The organism is Paenibacillus sp. TSM33 (genome assembly GCF_056099025.1).
Window position 1 is genome coordinate 794,168 of the sequence record NZ_JBLZXB010000017.1, and the last position, 26,750, is coordinate 820,917.

Genomic DNA, 26,750 nt, shown 5'->3' on the forward strand with positions numbered 1-26,750 from the left:
ATACTGCACTTCATTATTAGCTTCTTGCCCTAGCTTGAATCCAACTAGATTGTAAGACTAGCAGTTAAAGCTTTAAATCTTTCATTCAGGTGCTCTGCAGTCTCAACCATTATTTTTTGTCCTATATCGTCAACATGTCTATTCCTCCAATCCTCAAGAGCTGTCCCCTTAACCCATTGATTAAAAGCGCCGAGGGCTGGTCCGCAATGTACTTGATAATCGACTCTGTTATTTTTGTCGCCATTAATGGCAAGTCGGGTAGAATAAGTAAAGTACCATCTAAATATCAAGGCCATCTTCCGTTTCGGGATTCTTTCAGCTTTTTCAATGATTTCAGGCGGGTAATATGCTTTAATATCTTCGTAGACTTGTTCAATACTCTTCTTAAAATACTTTTCTTCAATATAATGTTTTGTTTCTCTATCAATTTCATCTATGGAATTATAATTACGGTAAAGATCATATAATTTATTCGCCCTGGCTGGGAAAAACACTCCTTTTTTCATAACCTGAACTTTTGCGCCCATTTCAAACATATCCCCTGCTGGAGCGTAGTCCGTATCCTGAATGTTTAACTGCTGAAGCAAATCTTTTACTTCATCACTCGTCCCTGCTTCAACTGTGCACTGATTGATTGAACCCGTCATGATAAAATCAGCACCCAGTATAAACGCCGCCGCTGCAGCTTGTGGAGTCCCTATTCCTCCGGCTGCCCCTACCCTTATGCTTTTATTATATTTATACTTCCGAATCGCTTCATCCCTCATCTGAAGCATCAGCGGGACCAATACATAAGCAACTGCATGGTCGGTATGCCCGCCTGAGTCAGCCTCGACGCATAAATCATCTACCATGGGAATTTCCATCCCCATCATCGCTTCTTCCCGGCTGATCCTATTTTCCGCCAGCAGCTTATTTATAATATTCTGAGGCGCAGGACTCAGGAAGGCTTCAACAACCTCGGGCCTGGATACTTTCGCTATAATTCTGTTCTGTGGCGTAACGTTTCCCTTTGCATTCCGTCTCAGCCCCTTCAGTCTGTACCTAACCAAAGAAGGCGTGATACTCATAAACGCGGAGGCTTCAATATTTCTAACACCGTATTTTATGTACAAATCAACGATGTTATTTTCTATGTCCGGGTGGTCCGGCACATGAATGAGATTCATTCCATAGGCTTCGCCATGATTCAATTCCTTTTGAATATACGTAATGGTTTCCTCCAGAGCATCAATCTTCACTCCCCCAGCTCCAAAAAACCCCATCATTCCTGCCTTTCCTGCTGTTACGACCATCTCTTTTGAAGAGATTCCCTTGTACATAGAGCCTATAAGATACGCATACTTAATTCCGTAATCTTGTTTAAATTCGCTATGCCCAAGAGACTCCGCAGTAAATCGTTTGCTGGATTCCAGTATGTCATGATCGGATTTTGTTCTGAGAGCCTGCTGTTTTGCGAACATCGCCTCATCATTTCTCAACGTATCCTTCGACATCCCCTCCTGTATCTGCTCGTTCCGTTCTTCAACCTCCGCCAGGATCAATGGCTCTGCTTCTCGTTGTATGGCATTAACCAGTCCTGCCACGACATTTCCAGGCCCGATTTGGATAAACTGGGTTACACCTTTACCCATCAGATACCGTATACTTTCCGACCACTTGACCGGGCTTACAATCTGGTTGATCAGCGTGCTTCTTAAGTCCTGCTGCTTGTAGGGTCTGGCATGGACATTTGAAATTACCGGTATTTGGGTTTTCGCGAATTCGAATGGCTCCGCATAGGCCTCAAATCTCTGTCTGGCATTTTCCATATATCTGGAATGAAATGCTCCACTTACATTTAAAACCACATAATTTCGGGCTCCTGCATTTTCAAAAATTGGTTTCGCCTGCTCAATCATGTCCTTTGGCCCTGAAATGACAATCTGGCTTGGCGAATTAAAGTTGGCAACATCGAGCTCTATTAATTTATTTTTCTCCATTACTTCCCGAAACACTTCTTCTTTCAAGCCTAAAACTGCCGCCATTCCGCCACCAGTAGCCCGAGCCATCAGCTCTCCTCTTTTTTGGACTAGCTTCAAGCCGGTTTCAAAATCAAACGCTTCCGCGGCAAATAAAGCATTATATTCACCCAAGCTATGTCCTGCAACATAGTCGGGTTTTCTTCCGGTCTCTCTTATTTTTTTCAGATAGCTTAAAGCGTTTACGACGAATAGGGCTGGCTGGGTAAAATCCGTTTGCCCGAGCTGGTTGGCAGGGTCTTCAAGGCACAGCTTCTGGATAGAATAACCAAGAACTGCATCCGCTTTGGCAACCAATTCTGGAAATTCATCAAACAGTCCTTCGCCCATGCCTTTTACTTGAGCTCCTTGTCCAGGGAACAGATATGCGATCATTGATTTCCTCCTTGTTAGTAATGGATGCATATTAGTCAAATATTTCGAACAGACGATCCAAATTTTTTATGTCCTGTTGAAAAGGGGAGAGAATGGAACAGACGCTTGCCTTTTTCTTGGGGCCAAAATTATACTTTACAAAATTAGCAAGCGTGCCCGAGGGACCGAGATCAATATAGACAACCCCGTCCCTGTCTCCCAGACACTTTAGAGCGCTCTGAAATTGCATAGGCTTTCTAGTAACATCCCAAAGAAAACGGCTGTCAAGCCATGTCGTCTTCCCGCCGTACATAGATGAAACCACATTTATTCTAGGGCTTCTTAGGGTCTTAAGCTTCAAGAACGCCATATATTCCAATGCAATTGGATCCATTAAAGAAGCGTGAAAAGCATAGTGAACTGGCAACCTTTGATAGATCGTTCCATTTGCTTTCAAATAATGTTCAATCTCTGTCAGACCCTCGCAGCTGCCTGAAATGACAAAATGCGAGTCAAAGTTGATGGATGCCAGCTCTGAGTTGGTATTCAATATGGATACTTCGTCATACAGACCGGGATCGCCCATGACGGCCATCATGCCCCCTTTCGGACAATACGCCTCCACCAGCTGTGCTTGCTTGATAATGCATTGAAGTGTGTCCCCATAGCTCATGCAGTCAGCCACAGCCACAGAAACAGATTCACCTAGGCTAGAGCCTAAAACATAATCAGGATATATTCTCTTTTCCAATAACACCTGAGTGAGCGCATATTCAACCATAAAAATTGCAGGGTGAGTATATAGCAGGGAGTCAAACTCTTCTCCCCTGCGACGCGTGTCATCGTACAACGTTTTTAATACAGACCTGCCTGTTATATCCGTATGAATCTCATCCAACCTGGTCATCCATGTTCGGAAAACCGGGTTGGACCTATATAATTCCTTTCCCATGCCGTAGTATTGCGAACCTTGGCCTGAAAACATAAAAACCACTGATCTGTCCATCCGAGTAACCCCCACAACGTATTGATCAGACTCTCCTAAGCCGTTCCTCTATCATTCATAGTTCACAACAAATTGCGCACTAATTGCATTTGGGATGCCGTAGGATTACTTTCATTAAGGACATTCTCCATATGCTGCCTGATTGCAGGTTTGAATTTCGGTTCTGTGATGATATATAGCTGCCCTTTTCGGATGCCCTCAAAAATCTGATGGGCCACATCCTCCGGAAGTATTCCGTTTTGGACAGCCTTGCGAGCCAATTCGGTAATGACTTGTCTTTCGGGTGGAAGATTACCACTCCCATCTGGCTTACGCAGCTCTGTCGGGCGGTTCCGCTCTGCATCCATAATTTGAGTACGGACGAATCCCGGACATACAACCGACACTCCCACATTAGAACCTATCAATCTGAGCTCTTGGTATAGCGTTTCAGACAGGCTTAAAACGGCATGCTTTGACGCGCTGTATATTCCATTTCCAGGACCAGACAGCAAACCCGCAATAGAGGCTGTATTTACAATATGGCATGGAGTTTTTTGTTTCACCATAATAGGAACAAAAATTTCGGTGGCAAACAGAATTCCCCAAATGTTTACGTTGATTACCCACTGCCAATCTGCCACAGTATTCTCCCACAATAAGCGGCCTGTGCCGGCATCTACGCCTGCATTATTGAACAAAAGATGCACAGCGCCAAAGGTCTGAACTGTTTTTTGTGCTAATAAACGAATATCAGCTTCTTTGGAAATATCGGTCACAACAGATAGTGTAGCTGCGCCCATTTCTTGCAATTCTCGTTCAGTCCTTAGAAGAGCCCCCTCCTCAATATCCGCCAGAACAACCTTCATCCCTTCATTGACACATCGGTCTGCAATAGCTCGGCCAATTCCGCTGGCAGCTCCCGTAATCACAGCTACCTTATCTTTGAACTCCCTCATGTTTACCTCCGGAATAATCGTATTTTTCGTTAGACAGGGTTTGGTTCCCCAATTTGTGTTCAGAAGGGAGAGGTCGGTAAGGGAATTCTGCGAACAGCTTGTCCCTCATGGAGCGCCTCCCATGCAATTCTGCCTCCCTGGGTCCAATACATTGCAATATTTTCTAGGTTTCTCTCCTCTAGAAGAATTTGAGAAACTTTCTCGCCTACTTTTCCTGACAGAAGTGCACTTGTATTTGAATCTTCTCCGCCTTCCCCAATAAATATCGGAATTGACGCTCCCTCCGGCTCATTGCCCTGACCGACTGACTCGATAAACTCTCTAAGACCCATGAGCAGTTCCTCCCGGGAGCTCGCTACGATTGCCGTCCGGCACTTCATCGCTTCGCGGCCTGTCTGAAGGGTGAAAGCAATATCATGTAAAGAAAGCTCGTTCTGCTGCTCCACGTATTCAAGTAATTGACTCGCAAGAACCTTCAGTCGCTCCCAGTTTATGTCGGAGAGAACCACTACTTCTGTCTGATCTGCCTCTTGCAACTGGACAGCTTCTTTTGGCGAAGGGATGTATTCTTCCAGAATAAAATGAACATTCGATCCCCCGGCACCGAAGGAGCTTACTGTTGCCCGTAGTGGGAATTCTCGCTCTTCTCCCTCCAACTCTATTACAGGCCGCTTCCATTCCTGAAGCTCCCGCTGCAGATAAAATGGAGTATTGCTGAACGTAAGATTGGGATTCAGCTTTTCCGCTTTAATGGTGGGAACCAGCTTTCGATGCCACAATTGCAATATGGTCTTGGTAAGCTGCGATATCCCCGAGGCCGCTTCTGCATGGCCTATATTAGATTTAACCGAACCCATAGCACAAAAGTGCTGCTCGTCCGTAAATTTCTGGAAAGATTTTTTCAAGGCGACTAGCTCAATTGGGTCTCCCAATGTAGATCCATTGGCCGCTGCCTCTACATAGCTGACTGTCCGGGGATGAATGCCAGCTTTCAAAAAGTTCTCTTCAACAAGTTGTGCCTGTGCATTGGGATTGGGGACCGTGTACCCATTGCTGTGTCCTCCATGATTAGTGGCCGTAGATTTGATGACTGCTAAAATGCAGTCTCCATCCTCCTCTGCCTTATGAAGCGGCTTTAAGAGAACTGCCCCAACACCTTCAGCAGGAAGATATCCGTCTCCATCCGCAAAGCTTCGACTTTCTTCATGGCTTCCGATCAATTGGTTCTGGCTGGATTCAATATACTTTTTGGGGCTTGTCAACAGATTCCCACCGCCAGCTACTGCGATTTGACACTCTCCTCTGATCAGGCTTTCACATGCCATATGGACAGCCACAGCAGAGGAAGAACTCATCGTATCAATGGATATGCTTGGTCCCTGGAAATTGAAATAATGCGACATGGGGTTAGCGACGGCAACAGAACCAAAGGATGTGATCCGAGGGGCATCCGTATTTGTATCACAGGTGCAGTATTTATGATACGTAGCACCAACGTAGACCCCAACCTTGGATTGGTGTTTTTTCTGTAGCATCTCTCGCGTATATCCCGCACTTTCCATCAGACTCCATATCATTTCCAGGAAAAGCTGTTCCATAGGGTCCATCAAACTCACCTCATAAGGAGTGAGGTGGAAGAAAGAAGAATCCAACGGATTTATTCGGTTGAGGAAGCCCCCCCACTTGCAGTAGGTTTTACCCGGTTTATTTCTTTCTTTATCAAAGTAAAGATCGTGATCCCAGCGGTCTTTGGGAACTTCGGTAATGCAGTCCTTGCCCTCTTGGAGATTTCTCCAGAATTCTTGAATATTTTCCGCTCCAGGATATTTTCCAGACATCCCGATGACAGCAATGTCCATCGCTCCTGTTTCTGTTTTTGTTTCTGTTTTTGTTTCCGATTCTTTTGCCTCCTCCTTAGGCCCTACTCGCACTGACGAAATAGGTGAGTGCCGAAATAAAGGAGAGGGCGCTTTTGCATGTTCTACGATGCCCATGGATTTCGTGCTGGCTGCCGCGACTAGCTCTTGCTCAGCACCAAACAAAGCGTTCAATTCCTCCCGATGAGATTCCAGGAAGTAATCCGTTAAACTCTGGATATTCGGATATTCAAATAGTAAGGTTCTGGACAGTGATCCAAACGTTTCTTCCAACTGATCGGTTATTTCCATAGACTTTATGGAGTCAACCCCGTAGTTTTCTAAGTTTTTATCCTCTTCAATTCGATGTTCCGGCAGTCCAGTGGATGAGGAAAGTAAGCCCTTTAGATAACCTGTTATCTGATCACGCAACCGCCCTTTTCCAGCCAGGGATTTTGTCTCATTGGCTACAGAAGTCGTGTCAGCTATTGCACTTACAGTCGCTACCTGATCCAGACCAAACAAAGTGCTTAATTCGTCTCGGTGAGATTCCAGAAAATATTCGGTTAAGCTTCGGATATTCGGATATTCAAACAGTAAGGTTCTGGACAGTGATCCAAACGTTTCTTCCAGCTGATCGGTTATTTCCATAGACTTTATGGAGTCAACTCCATAGTTCTCCAGGTTTTTATTCTCTTCAATGCGCTGTTCCGGCAGTCCGGTAGACGAAGAAAGCAAGCCTTTTAGATAACTTGTCACCTGATCACGCAACTGTTCTTCTCCTGGTCGAAGTTCTGTATCCATTGCTGTCGTAGTGGTGGCGGCTTTTACACCTACAGTTACTGCCTGTTCCAGACCAAACAGAGCGATTAATTCGTCTCGGTGAAACTCCAGAAAATACTCGGTTAAGCTCCGAATATTCGGATATTCAAAAAATATCGTCTTCGACACCTGTTCGAACGTTTTTTCCAACTGGTCAGTCAGTTCCATGGACTTGATAGAATCCACCCCGTAATTTTCCAACGGTGTATCCTCTTCAATTCGATATGCAGGCAGTTCGATTGAGGAAGACAACAAAGTCTTCAAGTAATGGTCCGTCTTTTCACGCAGCAGATGTTCATCTTGGACAGATACTGCCTTATTTGCTGAGAAAGGAACGATGTTGTCTTCTGATCCGAGTCTCTGATCCCGGACTGCTTCTCCGCTGTCTTCAAGCTGTCCTTCCATAATCATCATTCTGCTGATCAGCTCAATGTCTCCTTCTACCACCATCGCTTGATTCGATATGCAAGCTATACTTTGATACAACGCACGAATACCAGTCTCTGTCCTCATCGCAAACATGCCTACATTCTGTAAAGCTTTTTCCGTCTCCTGGTCAGGTCGCATACCGCCATCTTTCCATAACGGCCAATTGATCGACAGCGTTTTGCCCATACGCTCCCAGGAGGATACCAAAGTATTACGATACCAAGCATAGGCATCCATGAATGCATTCGCGGTGGCATAGTCAGACTGACCCGCATTTCCGCCCACTCCAGCAGCTGATGAGAAAAGAATAAAGAAATCTAGGGGCATGTCCTTACTCGCCTGATCCAAATTGGCTAGTCCGGCCACCTTCGGTGCCAGTACTTCCCTGAATTCTGCGCTCGTCTTTTTGATAATATAGTTATCTTTGTTGATTCCAGCACTGTGCAGAATGCCGTTAATTACGCCGTGTGCCATTTGGATGTCCTCAATCAGGCCAACCACCGCTTTCTTCTGCGTGACATCCACCTGTCTGTATTCCACCTTGGCGCCCAAAGCCTTCAATTCTTCCAATTGGGCCAGCTTGTCCTCGGTCAGCAGGGACCGCCCAGTTAGAATCAAGGTTGCTTCCCTGGTCTGGCGCGCAATTTCTTTGGCAAAAATTAGACCCAGGCCCTTGGCACCTCCAGTAAGCAGGTAAACCCCATGATCTTTCCATGGAATTTCTGATACCGCTGGCATTTCAACCTTGTTCCAGGCAGGAATCCAACGTTTACCTTCTACAAACCGGATGCGGCTGTCCTCTGGACGCTGACTGCTCGACCTTAATATTTCAATGAGCTCTTCATTTTTTTCCGTTTCCCCTATTTCAATCAGTTGCCCGTAAAACTTTGGATTTTCCTTATGGGCCGTTTTGAGTATGCCGCACAGCCCGGAGAAAAGTAGCTTCTCATTTCCAGACATCGTTACTATTTGTACCAGCACTTTGCCTTTAGGCTTGTCAATTAGGATGCCTTGAATTTTCTCAAAAACCTGAACGGCATATGTTTCAAAGCGTCGGTCGACCTCTTCCATGCGGGCTTGTAGGGTGATACATTCCACGCCTGTCAGGGAAGCCTCGACATGTAACGCAGTTATGGCATCTGTTTCACAAAGTATGACCACATGCCGTTCGTAGTCGGTTGCTATGGTTTCCTCATTAGCCGCCTGTTCTTTCCAGAATGGCTGTAGCATCATTGCACCGAGCGGTTGTTCACAAGTTTCCGCTTCTTTGTAGGAGACCCCTTTTATGCGCACACAGATTCTGCCTGCCTCGTCGCACAAATCAATGTCATACTTGTGCGTCTTATGATTAATCTGATTTCCTCTTCCATGCCGAACCAACGCCCATATGTCGCTCGGACATTCCCGAAATATTTGAAGCCTATCTATCGCAGTCGGCAGTATTTTTTTCAGAGAACCAATGCCATTGAACTGCATGACATTATCATTATTCGAAAGCAGGTATAACGGCATTTGCAGGGCAGCACTTGCCATGAAGGGATGCAAAACAAATTGCCCCCCAGTATTCGCAATACCGGAAGGCAGTGATAGCTTGGCCAGTACCAAGCCCTGACCTATATAAACTTGCTCAGCGGACTGGAATCCCGAACCGTAGTTGACTCCAAACGTGCGCAGTGCTTTATCGTCTCCCTCATGTGAAATATGATCAATGCACTCCAACTGCAAAGCCTGAATATCTAATGTTTCCGTTCTATTTAAAGCCTCCAGCTCGGCACTTCCCTCACCGTGTAAAACCGGATCTCCTGCTTCGGTTCGTTTGCTATAAATCTTGAAGTCAATTCCACCCTGATCTCCCGGAAAGAGTCCGATATGTATTTCCGGCTGATCTCCTATGACGGGAGCATGTGTCCATACCATGTCTGTGAGTGTGATGCCTGCCTGACCCTTCTCCTGTACTGTTAACGATTGTTCAACCGCTGCCCGTGCCATTTCAAGACATGCCCCATCCGACAGGACAAGTCTTCCGTCAACGACGGAGTTATTCAGATAAAACTCCTGACCGTTAAAGATTGAGCTGAATCTTTGCTCAGAAAGAACGGAGGTGTTGTGGTGCAGCAAGGGGTGCAGATATGCCGGAGTGACGCTAGCGGGCTTTTCTTCATCCAATGATATCCAGTAGCGTTCCCTAGCAAAGGGATATGTGGGCAAACTGATGCGGAAAGGCTGGACATTACTGTAAAGTCTGTTCCAGTCAACGTGCATACCCTTGACCCACAATTCCGCTAGCCTACCGTATTTCTCTGCTAGATTCCAGACATCAGAGGATTCATCCAGCGCTTCCTCCCGCGAAACTATATCCAAGCTCTCCTGATTCCGCTTGACCTGTCCCCGATATAGCTGCGCAATATTCTGTCTTCCTCCAATAAATTCCCACAGCTTGTTCCCAAGTTCCTCCACTGTCTGAACGACCACGGCAAGGCGCTCTTCCATCGCCTCACGCCCTGTCTGCAAGGTATAAGCCACATTTATCAGGTCATTATCCGAGAAGTCATTTTTATCCATTGCAGCAGTCAATTGAACAGCCTGCTCTTTCAATGCTTCATCACTTTTGGCCGACAATACGATGACAACTGGCTTTTGCGGAGTAGAGGCAGAGGCAGCCTGTTCTGCTGGAATGTATTCTTCTAGAACGATATGGGCATTAGATCCTCCAGCTCCAAAGGAAGATATTCCTGCAATTCTCGGGTATTCCCGTTGCTCGCCATTTTCCTCCAGAATCGGACGTTTCCATTCAGCAAGTCCCTGCTGAACTGTAAATGGCGTTTTGGCAAAATTTATATTGGGATTCAATACTTTGGCATGCAGACTTGGGACAATTTTCTGGTTTTTCATTTGCAGTATAATTTTAGCGACACCCGCAATCCCTGCGGCCGCCTCCAAATGGCCTATGTTTGATTTTACCGAGCCAATCGCACAGAACCCTGTATCCTGTGTATCCTTCTTGAAAGCCTGGGTAAGTCCGGTAATTTCAATAGGATCACCGAGCTCTGTCCCTGTTCCGTGGGCTTCAATATAACTGACTGTTCGAGCATTGACGCCTGCTTTATCCAAAGCCTCTCGGATCAATTCTCCTTGTGCTACCGGATTAGGAACGGTATATCCGTTCGTTTTTCCACCATGATTGATACTAGTAGCCCGAATAACCGCATAAATATGGTCCTTGTCAGCAATGGCCCGAGATAAAGGTTTGAGCAGTACAACGCCTGCACCTTCACCAGGGACAAATCCATTCCCCCCTTCGCCAAAACTCTTGCAACGTCCCTCTGGCGATAGCATTCGCATTGTGCTTAGAAAAACATAGTTGGAAGGATGAAGATATAAGTTGACTCCTCCTGCAATGGCAATCTCGCATTCTCCGTTATGAATATGCTCACAAGCCTCATGGATTGCAGTTAATGACGAAGAGCACATAGTATCGACCGAAAAGCTCGGCCCCTTCAAATTTAAGAGATACGATATTCGATTGGCTACCGAACTGAAGGATGTGCGAGGAAAGATCGGCTTGCCTTGCTCCCACAGCTTAGGCCCATATAAATTGAAGCCTGTTGCGGTAATGCCTGCAAAGACGCCGATTCGCCCATTATATTGCGCTGCAAGCTGATCTCTGCTATACCCAGCATCCTCAAAGGCCTTCCAGCATTCTTCTAGAAATATCCGCTCCTGAGGGTCGATACTCATCGCTTCCCGGGGAGATATATTGAAGAAAAGAGGATCAAAATCTGCGAAATCCTCTACAAATCCCCCATATTTGCTATAGCTTTTGCCCTTCTCCACAGCTTCCTTGATGTCGGGAGAATAAAATCTTTCCCTCTTCCAGCGATCCGCGGGAATTTCGGTAATACAATCTTTGCCCTGTTGTAAATTGCTCCAGTATTCTTCCATATTTTTTGCTTGTGGGAATCGTCCGCTTATGCCAATAATGGCTATTTGCTCGTGTTTCGCACTGCCTGTATCCATAGCTGCGCTGCTGGTGCGATGTTTTTCTTCCTTTGGCAGGGTCGGCAATGATAATTCGCTATTAACATGCAAGGATGCAGGGACGAAGTTTTCTTCCAACTTCAGCCGTCTGCCAAGTCCTGTCCACCGTACGCATTCCTCATAGTAGTCAGCAATAAAATATTCCGCTACCGCTTCCAACGTCTGATATTCAAAAAATAGGGTCATCGAGATTTCACCAAAAACTCCCTGAAGCTTTTGGTTAAGCCTTGTAATCATGATGGAGTCTATGCCGTAGCTCTCCAAAGGCTCACTGACATCAATCTTTTCAATGCTCAGCTTAGTCACTTCTCCAAACAACACTTTAAGCTGGTGCAAGGTTTTTTCCAGAAGTAGCTCAGGCTTTATTGGTGAAGACGCTATTTCTTCAACGTATACTTTCTCCTGTGGCTGAGGCTCCAATAGATGCTTCCGCAATCTGGACAAATCCCCCTCTATCACCAGCACCTGCTTCTGGCCAGAGGCCAGGCTATCATATAAAGCCTTAACGCCGTTTGAAGTTTGCATGGCCACCATGCCAATACTTCGCCAAACCCTCTCCGTTTCAGCATCCGCATGCATTCCTCCATCCTTCCAGAGAGGCCAATTGACAGACAGCGTCTGCCCTTTGCGCTCCTTGCAAGAGACGAGGCTGTTTCGATAAAAGGCATAGGCATCCATAAACGCATTCGCTGCGGCATAGTCGGCCTGACCAGGATTGCCCATAATCCCTGCGATGGAAGAGAAGAAAATGAAGAAATCAAGATCTAGCTCCTTCGTCGCCTGATCCAGGTTGACCACCCCGGCTACTTTGGGCGCCATCACTTCCTCGAACTCTTCCTGCGTCTTATGAATCATAAAACGATCCTGTATCACTCCTGCACTATGGAGGATACCATCAAGCCCCCCATACTCCTCTCGGATCTTTAGGACCAGTTGCGAGACCTCTTCCTTTCGGGATACGTCCGCTCGTTTGTACTCTACGCGGGCTCCCAGCGCCTTCAACTCCTCTACTATGGCCTGCTTGCCTTCATCAAGCATTGAGCGTCCTACAAGGACTAGCGTAGCTTCTCGGACTCGCCGGGCGATATCTCTCGCAAAAACAAGCCCTAAACCTCCTGCACCGCCCGTAATCAAATAAATCCCCTGATCCTTCCAGGGTACTCTTCCCGGAGTTTCAGGGGTTTTCATTTCATTCCAGCTGAGAACCAGACGTTTACCGTTCTCGTACCTTATCCTTTTGTCCTTGGGGTGTTGGCTGTTCTCTTTCAATTTCTCAACAATCTCTTCCAACCCTGTAGCTTCCAATTCAACAAATTGCCCTACGATTTTTGGATTTTCTTTTTCGGCTGTTTGCAGCAATCCCAAAAGCCCAGCAGAGAGCTGCTGCCCGCTTTGTGAGGAAGCAGCAATCTGTACCAGCACGCTGCCCCTCAAGTTCTCTTTGAAGAGCATTTGTACTTCCGCAAGCAGTTGAAGGGCATAGCCTTGAAAGCGTTCATCCCTGCCGGTTTGACCGGCAGGGAGCTTGATGCATCGGGTTCCTTTCATGAGCGCTTCAATACTTCGCTCTGAGATCTGATCCAGTTCGCAAAGCACCACCAAATGCTGGCTAAATTCAGGGAGAGCCGCTTTTTGGAGCGCAGCTTGCTCTTTCCATGAAGGCTCAAGCATAAGGACTCCTGTATCCGCTAGAGCCCCCTCCGTGTTCCCTGCTCTGCTGTGCAGAGTTCCATCTGAAGCCATTTGAGCTTGAATTTGGCGTATTCTGAGGAGAGCCTCCTCTTTCTGCATCCGTCCGCTTTTTACCTCGCCCAGAATAGTTTGAAAAAAGTCCTTCATCTTCGATTGCCTCCCAGCATGTAGAAACTTCTCATTTACGTATGAATATATTGAAGATTTCGTTGGCGGCCTCATCAACAGACATGGCGTCGTTCATCATTTCGTCCAAGAGTCTGCCGCACAATTGATCATCAAATTCTACATTGCTTTCATTTTGCGGCAGTAATGCATGGGCTTTTAATTGATCCTTGCTATCCGAAGTCCAATAATGCTCTTTTGCAAATGGGTAGGTTGGCAGGCTGATACGGTGAGGTACCTTCCCCGTATAAATTTTTTTCCAATCCAAATTTATCCCTTTGGCCCACAGCTCCAGAAGCTTTGTATATTTCCTTTTGGAAATCCAATGTTCAATCAGTTGTTGCAGGTCTTCGTCCCCCGTAAAAATGGACAACGCTTCTTTGTTGCGTTTTACTTGACCTCTATACAGGTTGAGCATGCTGTGGCGTCCGTCCACAAATTCCTTTAATTTCTCCTCAAGATCTGTGATCGAATCCACGAGCATGGCTAGACGCTCCTCCATCGGTTCGCGTCCCACCTGGAGCGTATAGGCAATATCCAATATGCTGGCCGAGGATAGCTGACCCTGAAGAGCCTCAAGCAGCTGTCGTCCTTTTTCCTTAAGCTGCTTCTCACTCTTGGCTGATAGCACGATCATCGCAGGTCCCTGAGAAGCAGGTTCTATTCCTGATGGCTCCTGAACCTCGGGAATATACTCTTCAATCACGATATGAGCGTTGGCTCCACCTGCACCGAAAGACGATATTCCAGCCCGTCTAGGACACTCCTGAGTGATTCCATCCGTTGTAATTATCGGTCTCTTCCATTCTTCCAGACTCTGCTGAACGACAAAAGGAGTATTGCTAAAATGAATTTCAGGATTCAACTTCCTAGAATGTAAGGATGGTACTAACTGACGATGCTTAAGCTGCAGCAATATTTTAGTTACTCCTGCAATGCCTGCTGCGCTCTCGGTGTGACCAATATTGGATTTGACCGACCCTATGGCGCAAAACTGCTTGTCTTGTGTGAATTTCTCAAAAGCCCTGGTCAATCCGGCGATTTCAATAGGATCTCCCAAAGCCGTACCCGTTCCGTGAGCTTCAATATAGCTGATGGTTCTTGCATCAACATTCGAACGCCGTAGCGCATCCTCGATCAGCTGAGATTGAGCTTGAGGGCTAGGCACGGTATAACCACTGGTTTTACCTGAAGCATTGAGCATGCTCCCTTTGATGACACCATAAATATGGTCACCGTCTGCAATAGCCTTCTCCAGCGGCTTTAACACGATAGCGCCGACGCCCTCCCCATCAACGAATCCATCCGCTTGGTCTCCAAACGACTTACATTCGCCAGTTTTTGAAAGCATCGTCATCGCTGACAGCTTGATATAGTGGATTGGGTCTACGATCAAATTGACCCCTCCGACAATAGCGCACTCGCTGATACCGCTATACAGACTTTCCAAAGCTAGATGGATCGCTGTCAATGAGGAGGAACAAGCGGTATCGATGGTCATACTTGGACCTTGGAAATCCAAATGATAGGATATCCGATTGGAAATAGAATTGTATTGAGGTCCCAAACCGTAATTTCCATTCATCACGCCCGCGAATACACCCACTTTACGACTCTCACAAAGATTGGCAGGGGTATATCCGGCATCCTCTATACTTGCGTATGCAGCTTCCAAAAAGAGCCGTTCCTGCGGGTCCATAGTTTCGGCTTCTGCAGGAGAAATCTTGAAAAATAGCGGATCAAATAAATCGATTCCATCGATAAAGCCGCCTGATTTCGTATAGATGGTACCTCGCTTTCCTTTTTCCTCGTCAAAGTAGGTCTTCCAATCCCAACGGTCTTTCGGAATTTCAGTGATGCAGTTTTTACCCTCTTTTAGGTTGTTCCAATACTCCTCTACATTACGAGCTCCTGGATAGCGCCCTGACAAGCCCACAATCGCAATATCTCTGATATTAGAGGAGTGCTCCTTCGGCTTCTCACCTTTGCTGACAGACGGCTTAAGGAAGCGTCCTTCCTGTGCAAACCTCATGGGGGCAATATCGATCACTTGTGGAGCAGGGACCTCTTCCACTCTGGAAGTTTCTTCGCTCATCTCTGTCTCCTTCATACCTACCAGCTTCTTCAACGAATCCCTTTGCGTTTGAAGCAGGTACGCTACCAGATCATCTATGGTGTTGTACTCAAAAAACAGGGTACTGGCAAAATCCTCAATCACTTCACGCAGCACATTGGTGATTTGCACAACCAATATCGAGTCGATCCCATACTCTTCCAGGGCAACCGTAGAGTCGATGCTTCCTGGTTCCATTTTTAGGGTTTCGCCAAGTAAATTTTTAAAGTAGGCCGTACTTTTGCTGCGCAGCACATTTTCTGATTCCGCCTGTACTGCCTCTCTTTTGAGCTGAGTTGATTGTTTTATTGATCCTGCTTCAACGGTTCTATTCTCTACCGATAGGGATTTTTGCTTTGGCTGTCGCTTTTGCCGAACCAAGCCATCGCTTTGGGCTGCAACGATCTGCTGGCCCCAATCATGCGCCTCCTGCGCCGGGAAGAACGCTGTGTGAAAGCCTTCTTTGGCCAATACGCTTTTCCATACGTGAGGATAAAGTCCAGGGCAGCCGGGAATACGCAATTCCGAATCCTCATAAGCCCACCAGCCATCCAGCAATCCGAAGGTAAGATGGGTAAACACGCTGCTGCCCATGAGTTCATTTAATAGAAGCAGGCCGTTGCTTTTCAAAACCGCTTTCGCATTACGTAATGCCTGGCGAATATCTTTTGCCGTATGAAGTACATTGGCAGCAATGACAATGTCATATTTACCCGCATCAATACCTTGTCCAGCAATAGGTTCTTCCACATTAAAGATTCGATAACTAAGGTACGGATTGTTTGGCCCATACTCTTTTTCCGCATGCATCAAAAAGGCCTTCGAAATATCGGTATAACAATATTCCTGAATGTGTTTGCGATATGGCCGTAATTTGAGGAATACGGTATTGCTGGTTCCTCCGGTGCCTGCTCCGATTTCGAGAATTCTGATTTCTGCAGCGGAGTTGCTCATAATTCTCTGCTGAACATAGGCGGCGATCGTATCGGAAAGAACTTCATTAAAATAGTCGGCTACCAGACTGTCTTTATAAATCCCTTCCACTAATTCCATCGAGGAATTGGGGAACATGATTTCCGTTGCAGGACATTGGCCGGTAATAATTTCAGGCAAGGCCCGCAGCGTTGTCTCAGCCAAATGTACCCTCGCCCGCATCTGCGGATATTTCAGCCATGTATGCTTGTGCTCTTCCCATTCCTGCCAGACATCCTCTCGATAAGTCGAGATGGAGTCATTTCCATCTGTAAGGGCATCATTCAGCCGTGCCAAAATCTTTACACTCTCACCTAGCCAATTGCCGTATAACTCAGACAGTCCATGCTTATGTTTGAACTCGTCAACAGACTGACGATCTGTCCCTAACAGCCCCATGGACCAAAGCTGCTCCTGCAGCAACTTACCCAGAAGGTGTTCCAATTCCTTTTCCTGCTGGCTACCAGCATCCTCTGCCGCATACTCCTCGGCAAACTGGTCTTTTGATTTGATTACTGCAGCCATACTTTCTTGTATATCCTGAAGATCGGGATCCGTGTTGTGCGGATATAGGCCAATGGCTTCCGCCGGATTAGTCCCTTCCAAATCTAAATGTTTTGTTGTCTTCATCAGCCCTACTTGATTCAGTGGTGAAGCAAGCAACGTCTCAAGTGCCTCCATCCCCTCTTGAGGCTCAATAAGTCCGACGCCGATCTGCGCTAGTTTTGAGTAATTTTCCACCTCTTGCTGCCTGTCTTGGGAAGCATTGTTCTCGTCGTTCCCCCAGTATCCCCAGTTCATGACTTTCACCGGACAACGCCATTCCTGTGAGAGCCGCTGTGCAAACGCATCCTTAAAGGTACATCCGGCAGCATAGCTGCTTTGTCCTGGATTTTTTACATAGGCAATAATGGAAGAGAAAAACAACACGAAATCCAGCGGTTCATTTTGGAAGACCTGAGCCATGCGCACACTAACATCGACCTTTGCCGAAAGCCCGGACCGGAGCCCTTCCTCCGTCAAGTCTTCCAATCCCTTCTCCATAAAAGCAATCGCAGAGTGGACTACGCCGTTGATCTTGGAGTACCGCTGCTTTATCTCCTCATATGCCTCCTGCAGCGACCTTTCATCTGCTGCATCTGCCGTAATATAGTATGGAACAGGTCCGTGGCCTTTAAATTCGTCCAATTTAGCCTGGATGGACGCGTCCTTTGGCCTTCTGCCTATCCACACCATCTGGGCCTGATAGCTCGAAGCCATATATTTACTCCACGCCACTCCGATGTTGCCTGCACCACCGATAACCACATAGACGCCTCCGGTTTTGTACAGCGTCTGTCCTTTTGAATCTGAAGTCTGTTTAAACGGAATCAGCTGCTGGCGATACCACTGCCCGCCTCTGAAAACCCACATCCGACCCTGACGGTCTGAAGGCAACGTAAATAGTTGGGATAACGGCCAGTCATAGTCGGATTGCAGGTCTATGATACGAACCTTCCAGTTCGGATATTCCTTGGCCATCGTGCCTACCAACCCATGCAAACTTGCATGGGCCGGGTGGACTGTATCGTCCTGATCGATCGACTGAGCCTGGGTGGTTATAGTTGTCCAGCCTAGCTTTTTCGTCCCATACCCCAGTAGGAGCAGCGCCTTGACCATTCTAAAGAAGAGCAAGACTCCGGGCTCCTGTTCCTCAATCAAGGATTCAGCAGTGACCGATTCGACAGAAATCGTAGGTGCAACCCACAGTATATGGTCAACGGCTCCATATTCTTCAACCTTTGAGGCAACCGTTTCTATGGAATCCTGCGCCTGCAGCTCCAAAAAATGCGCCTTCGGATAATATTCCCGGATAGCCTGTCTATCTTTGTCCGTACCACCTACAATAACCATTCGGTCTATCGACGATGGGTAAACTGTATCCTTTTTAAGCGTAACCGGGTCCCATTTGGGGATGAGCATAACGGCTCCTACAAGCGGATCGGCGGCATGATCTCCTGCAACTACGCCTTGTGCATGCTCAGTGCGGATATCTCCGTCCAGCGCTCGGGTGGATAGTCCCGTTATTCTGACACAAACGTTCCCTTTCTCATCACATAAGTCGATATTGAGCTTCTGTACCTTGTCCTCTCTCTTGCTGCCCTCGCTGTATTGAATAAACGACCACATATTCTGGGTGCATGCCCCATGGATTTCGATCTCTTGCAGGGCGAATGGCATAGAAGGCGTATTGGGTACTGTGCTGTCCGGCAGCCCTCCATCTTGATCCATGATTAATCCGATCGATGCATGTAAGGCCGCATCCATTAAGCTAGGGTGAAGGACAAAGCTATCCGCCGAATTGGAGAGCGAGGAGGGCAATGCCAGCTTGGCCAGCATCTTTCCCGGTCGTGTATACACTTTCTCCACACACCTGAAGGCTGGGCCGTAATCCATGCTGATTTTTTTGAAGATATCGTAGCAGCGCGCTCCCTCAAATCCATGTGGATCAAATTCTGCCCGTAGTGCCTCTAGGTTAAGCACTGACTTTTGTTCTACGTTAAACAACACCGCACAGCCCTGGCTGTGCACGGTATGTCCGCTATCGTTTCCTTTTTGCTTACTGTACACTTCAAAACTGATTTTTCCGGCGTCTTCCAGGAGTAGTCCAGTGTGTACTGAAAATGGCCGATCTTCCACCACAATTGGCCGAATCCAGTTTACATTTTTCAACCGGATTCCTGTTGCGCAGTTGTCCTCATCTCCTATAGAGCGTTCCACAGCCGCCCGTATCATCTCAAGATAAGCGACACCTGGGAGAACCCGCTGGCCTTTTACCATATGATCCCTGAGGAAAAACTCCTCGCCTGTAAACGTTGAGCTGAACCGCTGCTTCAAGAAGTTTGAAGTGTTGTGATGCAGTAAAGGGGACAAAAATGTAGACTGACCGAGAGCGGCTGTCATGCCATCGCCCCTTACCTGGTTTACGGGCACCCAATAGCTTTCTCTGGCAAAAGGATAGGTTGGCAAACTAATCCTGCGAGGCTTCTTTTCCCCATAAAGCCTGTTCCAGTCCAACAGCGGTCCTGTCACCCAAAGCTCGGCGAGCTTTCCATATTTACCTTTGCTCACCCATGCACCCACCATTTTAGCCATATCCTCATCGATTTCCTGAGTGACCAATACTCCTTTGTTGCGCTTTACCTGTCCTCTATACAGTTCTTCTATACCTTCCTTTTCCAGCAGAAAGCTTTCCAATTTCCAATCCAGCTCTTGGATGGATGTGGCGATGATCGCAAGCCGTTCTTCCATCGCTTCTCGTCCGATCTGCAGCGTGTAGGCGATATCTGTGAGACCTATACGCGGGTCATTCAGCTCTCTAATGGCAGATAGCAATCTTTGCGCCTGCTCGTTCAGCCTTTCCCTGTTCTTGGCCGATAGCACAATCATGGCAGGATGAAGAGACGCAGGAGCAGCTTGCAGCTGACCAGTCTCTGCTGGAATGTACTCTTCAATTACCACATGCGCGTTAGACCCGCCTGCCCCGAAGGCCGAGACTCCTGCCAACCTTGGATATTCCTTGATTTCACCATCCATGGATACGACAGGTCTTTTCCATTCCTCTAATGTCTGCTGTACTTTAAAAGGACTATCACTAAAATCGATGTTGGGATTTAACTTGCTTGAATGCAGTGAAGGCACCAATTGTTTATATTTCAATTGCAACAGCACCTTTGTCACCGCGGCAATACCGGCTGCGCTCTCACAATGTCCGATATTAGACTTGGCAGACCCGATTGAACAGAATTGCTTGTCTCTGGTATATTCCCGGAACACCTTTTGTAAGCCCGCAATTTCAATCGGATCACCCAGAGGAGTTCCTGTCCCATGCGCCTCTATATAGCTAATGGTTCTAGGGTTGATTCCCGCCTTCTGAATAGCCTGCCCAATCACGCTAGCCTGTGCGTTGGGGTTGGGTACAGTATATCCATTGGTTTTTCCTCCGTGATTCACTGCAGTACCTTTTATGACGCCATATACCCGGTCTCCATCTGCTATAGCTTTGGCCAGCGGCTTGAGCAGCAAAGCCCCGACTCCTTCTCCTGGCACATATCCGTCACCCTGTCCGAAGCTTTCACACCGCCCATTGCTTGATGCAAAGCTTCCCTGTCCGAGTAATAGATATTTGTTGGGATGAACGGAAACGTTGACTCCTCCTGCAACTGCCAGTTCACATTCTCCATGCTGCAATCCGTGACAGGCCATATGGATTGCTGTCAGTGACGAAGAGCACATGGTATCCACAGCGATACTTGGTCCATGAAAATTACAAAAATACGATACACGGTTGGCAACCGCCGAAGCATTCCCGAGAAGCCCGAGCATATTCCCTTTGGCTTGTTCCTGGGCTCCATAAAGCTGATATTCGTGATACATTACTCCGACATAAACGCCAACATTGCCTTCCATGCCGCCAAGTCCCCGGTCTGTACAAAGAGTTTCGCGCGTATAGCCCGCATCCTCTATGGTTTCATACACACATTCCAGGAATAGGCGCTCCTGAGGGTCCATCGTTTCCGCTTCTCTTGGCGAAATGTTGAAAAACAACGGGTCAAACCAGTCCACCCCCTCGATGAACCCTCCCCACTTGCTGTAGGTTTTCCCGGGCTTCCCTTTAGTTTCATTAAAGTAGAGACTGTGGTCCCACCGCTCCTTGGGAATCTCAGTGATGGAGTCCTTCCCATCCCTTAGATTTTTCCAGAACTCCTGGATATCTGCCGCCCCCGGATATCTTCCCGATATCCCTATAATGGCAATGTCCAAGCCCTTCTCTTCCTGATGGGGCTGCGTACCTGTCGGGAAAGGCCATGGACGTCTGCGACTCGCAGCGATCGGAGCCAAAGGCTCTATTGCTGCTTTTGCAGGTTCATTCGCCACTTTATGAGGAGCCGCATTCTTCTCCTGAGCTTTTAAAACGTCTACCAGCCGGCCATGGTGCGATTCAAGAAAATATCCAGTTAATGAGCGGAGATTATGATATTCAAAAAATAATGTCTTCGGCAGGGAGCCAAACGTTTTTTCCAATTCATTTGTCAGCTGCATGACCAATATGGAATCAATCCCATACCTGTCCATAGGTGCGTTTACATTTATACTTTCAGCTGGTAGCTTGATTACAGCCGAAAGCAATGTTTTCAAATAGTCCTCAGCTTTTTCTCTTAGCCATTCTTCGCCGATAACCGAGGCTTCACCCTCTTCCATTTCGGAACGGTCTGAAATCTCTGTTCCTGAAGGCTGTCCAAGAATAGCCGCCTTGATCGTTTGAGGATACCCTTCGATAACCATGACTTGGCTTTTACCGGAAGATAGGCTTCGATACAAAGCCTTTATTCCATTCTCTGTTTCCATGGCAATCATGCCCAGACCTTGCATTGCCTTTTCCGTTTCTCCATCGACATGCATGCCCCCGTCCTTCCACAACGGCCAGTTGATCGACAACGTGTGCCCCTGACGCTGCTTACCTGCCGCCAAAGCATTTCGATAAGAAGCATAAGCATCCATAAAGCCATTGGCAGCAGAGTAGTCAACCTGCCCTACATTGCCAAGACTTCCGGCGCCGGAAGAAAACAGGATAAAGAAATCCAGAGGCAGGGATTTGCTAGCCTGATCCAGATGGATCAACCCTGAGACTTTGGGAGTCAGCACTTCTCTAACTTCTTCTATCGTCTTTTTGATGATGAAGTTGTCTCGTATCACTCCTGCTGTGTGCAAAATACCGTTAAGACCGCCAAATTGCTCGACGACGCCATGAACTAACTCGATGACCGCTTCCTTTTGACCCACGTCCACCTGTCTGTACTCTATATGACCTTCCAGCGCTTCCAATTCGCTTAACAAGGTCCGTTTATCCGCTGACAGAGGTGATCGTCCTGCCAGTACGACGGTGGAGTTTTTCACATTGCACATGATGTCTCTGGCGAAAATCAGTCCTAGACCACCTAGACCGCCAGTGATGAGATAGGTCCCTCCATCTTTCCATGGCCGGACTGCATCTTCACGCAAGGTTTCAATTTCTTGCCACTTTAAAGCCTGTCGCTTGTCACCATGATATCGTATCCGTTCGCCGTACTGGCCGTAACGGTTCTCTTGTAATTTTGCAATAATCCCCTCAGGGCCATCCTTGGGATCAAGCTCTAGCAGTTGACCCATGACGTTCGGGTTTTCTTTTTGGGCGGTTTGCAGCATGGCAAAAAACCCGGAATAAACCTGTTGGTCATTTCGGGCAGGGACTGCAATTTGCAGCAAAGTTTTTGATTTGTGTATGTCCAGCATCATAGTTTGCAATTCTTCAAATATCTGAATAGTGTAATCTTCAAACCGCGCATCCAAGTCATTACTCGATGACTGTAAAACAATGCAGCGAGTACCGTCCATGCGAGCTGCAATATCCTCTCTGGCAATACCCTCAAATTCGCACAGGATCACAATATGCCGTATATCGTTGAACGCGTTCTCTCCTGCGGGGACTGCCTCCTCCTCCCAGACCGGCTCCAGCATGAGTGTACCCACATTCTCGACGAAGTCTGCTTGCCCTACTCCTTTTTCCAGTTCTCTGGATGAGAGCCCTTTGAGCTGCACACAAATTTTTCCGGTCTCGTCGCAGAGATCGATATGTACCAAGCTCAATCCATTTAGTGTCTCCTCACTCGCTTGTCTGGAAATCCGTGCCCACATCACAGAAGTGCATTTTTCGAATATTTTCAGTTCCTGCAAGGCAAAGGGTACCGAGAGCTTGCCTTCAGACACATCTTCTTCCCGATCCATCACCAAGCCGATTGTGGCCTGCAAGGCTGAATCCATCAAAGCCGGATGCAATACAAATTCACTTTGGGTATAAGATACATTGGATGGAAGGGACAGCTTTGCCAGCACGAAATCCTTTCCCCGTAAGATGGTCTCAATCCCCCGGTGTCCCGGGCCATAGTCTATTCCCATAGCTCTGAAAGCTTCATAGCATTGGCTTGAAGATAGTGAACTGTGGATACATTCTGCCTGTAAGACATTCAGGTCGAGGTACTGCGGCTCACCGCTTCTCTCCAACACAGCTATCCCCTGGCTGTGTATAATACCTTCGGCGTCTTCTTCCCCCCTGCTGTATATTTCAAACGCAATCGCTCCATCGTCCTGAGGATATAGGCTGGTGTGTACCCTGATCGGTTTGTTAGCTACAACGATGGGCTGAGCCCATACTACATTTCTCAGTTGAATACGGGTCTCACCCTCCATGACATCCCCTGCTGCTTCTTCTACGGCCGCTCGCACCATTTCAAGGTAAGCCACCCCAGGTAATGTCGGTTGGCCCATGACTCGGTGATCTGCTAGGAAAAATTCCCGGCCTGTAAAGGTGGAGTCGTAGCGCTGCCCGGAGAGATCGGAAGTATTTTGATGCAGCAAAGGGTGAATTTGGGCGGTCATAGCCGTGTTTATATTCTCCTGCCCCATGTCTGTCTCAGACAACCAATAGCGTTCCCTCTCGAAAGGATAGGTCGGCAGACTGATTCGCTGGGGCGTGATTGCTCCATAAAGTGCATCCCATTCAACAGTTGCGCCATTAGTCCATAATTTGGCTACTTTATCAAGTCTTTTATTTTGAAGCCAGGTCCGAACGAGGGTTCCAGTATCTTCGTCAGAATCAAAAAGTTCAATTTCGCCTCTAGCATCGTCCACTTGTCCAGTTAACACCTTGTCTGACGAGTTGCCATTCACAAAATGTTCCAGCTCATCGACCAGATTTTCTCTTGAATCCGCCAAAAACGCGAGGCGCCAGTTCATAGCCTCTCTTCCCACTTGCAGGGTATAAGTCAGGTCTGACAGTTTAGTGCTTTCGTGCAATTTAACAAATTCCATCATGTCGGCGGCATAGGATTTCAGGGCTTGTTCGCTTTTGGCAGAAAGTACAAATAGCACTGGGTTGTCTTGATCGACTGGGTTCAGCTCCACCTCAGAGGCTACAGGCACATATTCTTCAATAACCATATGCGCATTAGTACCGCTAAATCCGAAAGCACTTACGCTTGCACGTCGAGGTGTACCCGATTTGGACTCCCACTTTCGTAGCCCGGTGTTAATGTAAAACGGGCTTTCCTCCAAAGAAATATGTTCATTTAGGGATTCAAAATTGATGGTTGGCGGCAATTGCCGATGTTTCATGGCGAGGAGCACTTTCATTACGCCAGCCACTCCGGCCGCAGTCAGCATATGTCCCATATTGCTTTTCAGCGATCCCAGCGCGCAATAGCCCTTTTTGTTCGTATAGGATCGGAAGGATTCGGTAAGCCCTTCCACTTCAATCGGATCGCCCAGCTTGGTGCCTGTCCCATGAGCCTCTACCATAGAGATCGTTTCAGGATTAATATTGAACCGCCGGTAAACCTCACTTTCGAGCGAAATCTGTGAATTTACACTTGGAGCGGTGATGCCGTTGGTTTTCCCATCCTGGTTCATTCCCCATCCCCGGATAACCCCATAGATGGAGTCCTTGTCCCTGATTGCATCAGAGAGCCGTTTTAATAAAATTACGCCAACCCCTTCTCCGGGGACAAACCCGTTTGCACGGGCGTCAAAAGTAAAGCATCGTCCATCCTTGGACAGCATTCCTGCTTTGCTGGTCATGACATGCATCCCTGGCCCTGCCATGATCATTACTCCGCCCGCCAAAGCAAGATCGCTTGTTTCTAAAACAAGGCTGTTGCAAGCTTCAGCTATAGCTACCAGAGAGGAAGAGCATGCGGTATCAATCGCCAGAGAAGGCCCCTTCAAATTCAGCAAATACGAAATCCGGGCCGATAAAATTGAAGGTGATCCTCCCATAAGAACCTGCGCATTCAATCCCTGTCCGCTCATGGACCTTCCATAATCACTAGCTGCACAACCTACAAAAACACCGCAACGGCTCCCCGACAGTGAGGCTGGATTCAATCCAGCATCTTCAATACATTTCCAGCTACTTTCCAGAAATAAACGCTGTTGAGGGTCCATCATCTCTGCTTCCGCAGGAGAAATATTAAAGAACAACGGGTCAAATCGATCTATATCCTCTAGCGCACCCATCCACTTGCTATAGGTTTTCCCCTCAGCCTTGGGATCAGTATCATAATATTCATCAATGGACCAGCGTGTTGAAGGAATTTCCGATATACAATCCCTGCCCTGAGCCAGGTTATCCCAGAACTCAGCCAATGTCTTGGATTTGGGAAACTGCCCCGCCATGCCAATAATTGCGATCGAATCCTTCTCCTGACTATGCGGCATACGGGGTACAGATTTTTTCATATCAGCCTGCTTGAGCGGTTTATGCGTATCACCGCTATTCGGCACCTGTCCGTAGGCTGTTTGAATCCGCTCTTTAACCTCCTGCTGGTTCACAAACGTTTTGTCCTGCATTTTTATTTCTTTCTCAATCGTAGCCGCCAGCTTTTCTCTAATCGGCTGAGCCATATGATTTTTCAGCTCAATCAATGACTCTCTTGGCGACTCGGACAGTTTCCTTGCCAGCTGCATTGCGTACGGTACCACTTCATTTCTCGGCAGAACAGGAAAAGGAGTCCCTTTGGACTCCAGTTCTGAACCGCTATATCTAGTACCTGTGAATAAAATTTCCTGCGCCATGCTGACCCCAAATTTTTCAGGAAAAATAAGGGTTGAGCCCGCACCGGGAGTGAAGCCGTATTTCATAAAATTAGTGGTGTAGATGCTTTCTCTACTCATCACGATAAAATCGCAAAACATCCCCATGCACCATCCTGCGCCAATCCCATGTCCCTGCATTGCAGCAATGACCGGCAGCTTGCAATCCAGTGCAATCTTGTAAACATTGGTATCACTGTACTTCGCCTTTCCCTCATGAATGGCCAGCAGGCCCTCCTGTGTACCTCCTGTGGCAAAGTAGGTGTCATATCCCGTCAGAATCACAACTTTATAATTCTCGTTAGCCTGCACCGTCTCGAACGCCTGGTTCAGGCCCATAATCAGTTCATCGGAAAATGTATTTTTGTGCACTGTATCCTTCATTGTTAACAGGACAATGCCATGCTCAAATTCCTGCAATTGAACCACAGGCGGTACTTCCGTTTCGCCGTTGATCTCCTTCTCCGATCCGTGAAAGCTGCCCAATGGCTGTAGCGAAAGAGACAATTCCTCTGAGGTTGATTCCTGTGATCGGACTTCCAATGATTCTTCCAAAGATTCATCCGAGAGCCCCCTCATAAATTGGAGCAATCGTTCTTCGGCATCTTCAGAATTTATTTCCCCTGTTTGTACCGCACGAAAAATATCTTTTGGATCCATAAAAATGCCCTCCTAGCC

At 47.4% G+C, this 26,750-nt stretch carries 5 protein-coding genes; all 5 read right to left on the minus strand.

The genetic code is table 11. From position 1 onward, the window contains the following. Window positions 1-44: 44 nt before the first annotated feature. Window positions 45-2,396 carry an ACP S-malonyltransferase gene (gene fabD / locus ACN6NF_RS15615; protein WP_474318494.1) on the minus strand — a complete coding sequence of 784 codons (2,352 nt, stop codon included), beginning with the start codon at window positions 2,394-2,396 and terminating at the stop codon, window positions 45-47. A 31-nt stretch (window positions 2,397-2,427) separates the two neighbouring features. Beyond that, the gene (locus tag ACN6NF_RS15620; protein WP_474318495.1) at window positions 2,428-3,381 is read right to left on the minus strand and encodes an acyltransferase domain-containing protein; all 954 of its coding nucleotides are present in this window, start codon (window positions 3,379-3,381) and stop codon (window positions 2,428-2,430) included. 62 nt (window positions 3,382-3,443) lie between these two features. Beyond that, entirely contained in the window at window positions 3,444-4,319 is an 876-nt protein-coding gene (locus ACN6NF_RS15625) for an SDR family NAD(P)-dependent oxidoreductase (RefSeq protein WP_016822429.1), read from the minus strand. Window positions 4,320-4,378: 59 nt separating this feature from the next. Further along, on the minus strand, window positions 4,379-13,303 hold the full coding sequence (locus tag ACN6NF_RS15630; protein WP_474318497.1) for an SDR family NAD(P)-dependent oxidoreductase: 8,925 nt from the start codon (window positions 13,301-13,303) through the stop codon (window positions 4,379-4,381). Between the two features lie 31 nt (window positions 13,304-13,334). Next, entirely contained in the window at window positions 13,335-26,732 is a 13,398-nt protein-coding gene (locus tag ACN6NF_RS15635; protein WP_474318498.1) for an SDR family NAD(P)-dependent oxidoreductase, read from the minus strand. Window positions 26,733-26,750 lie beyond the last annotated feature (18 nt).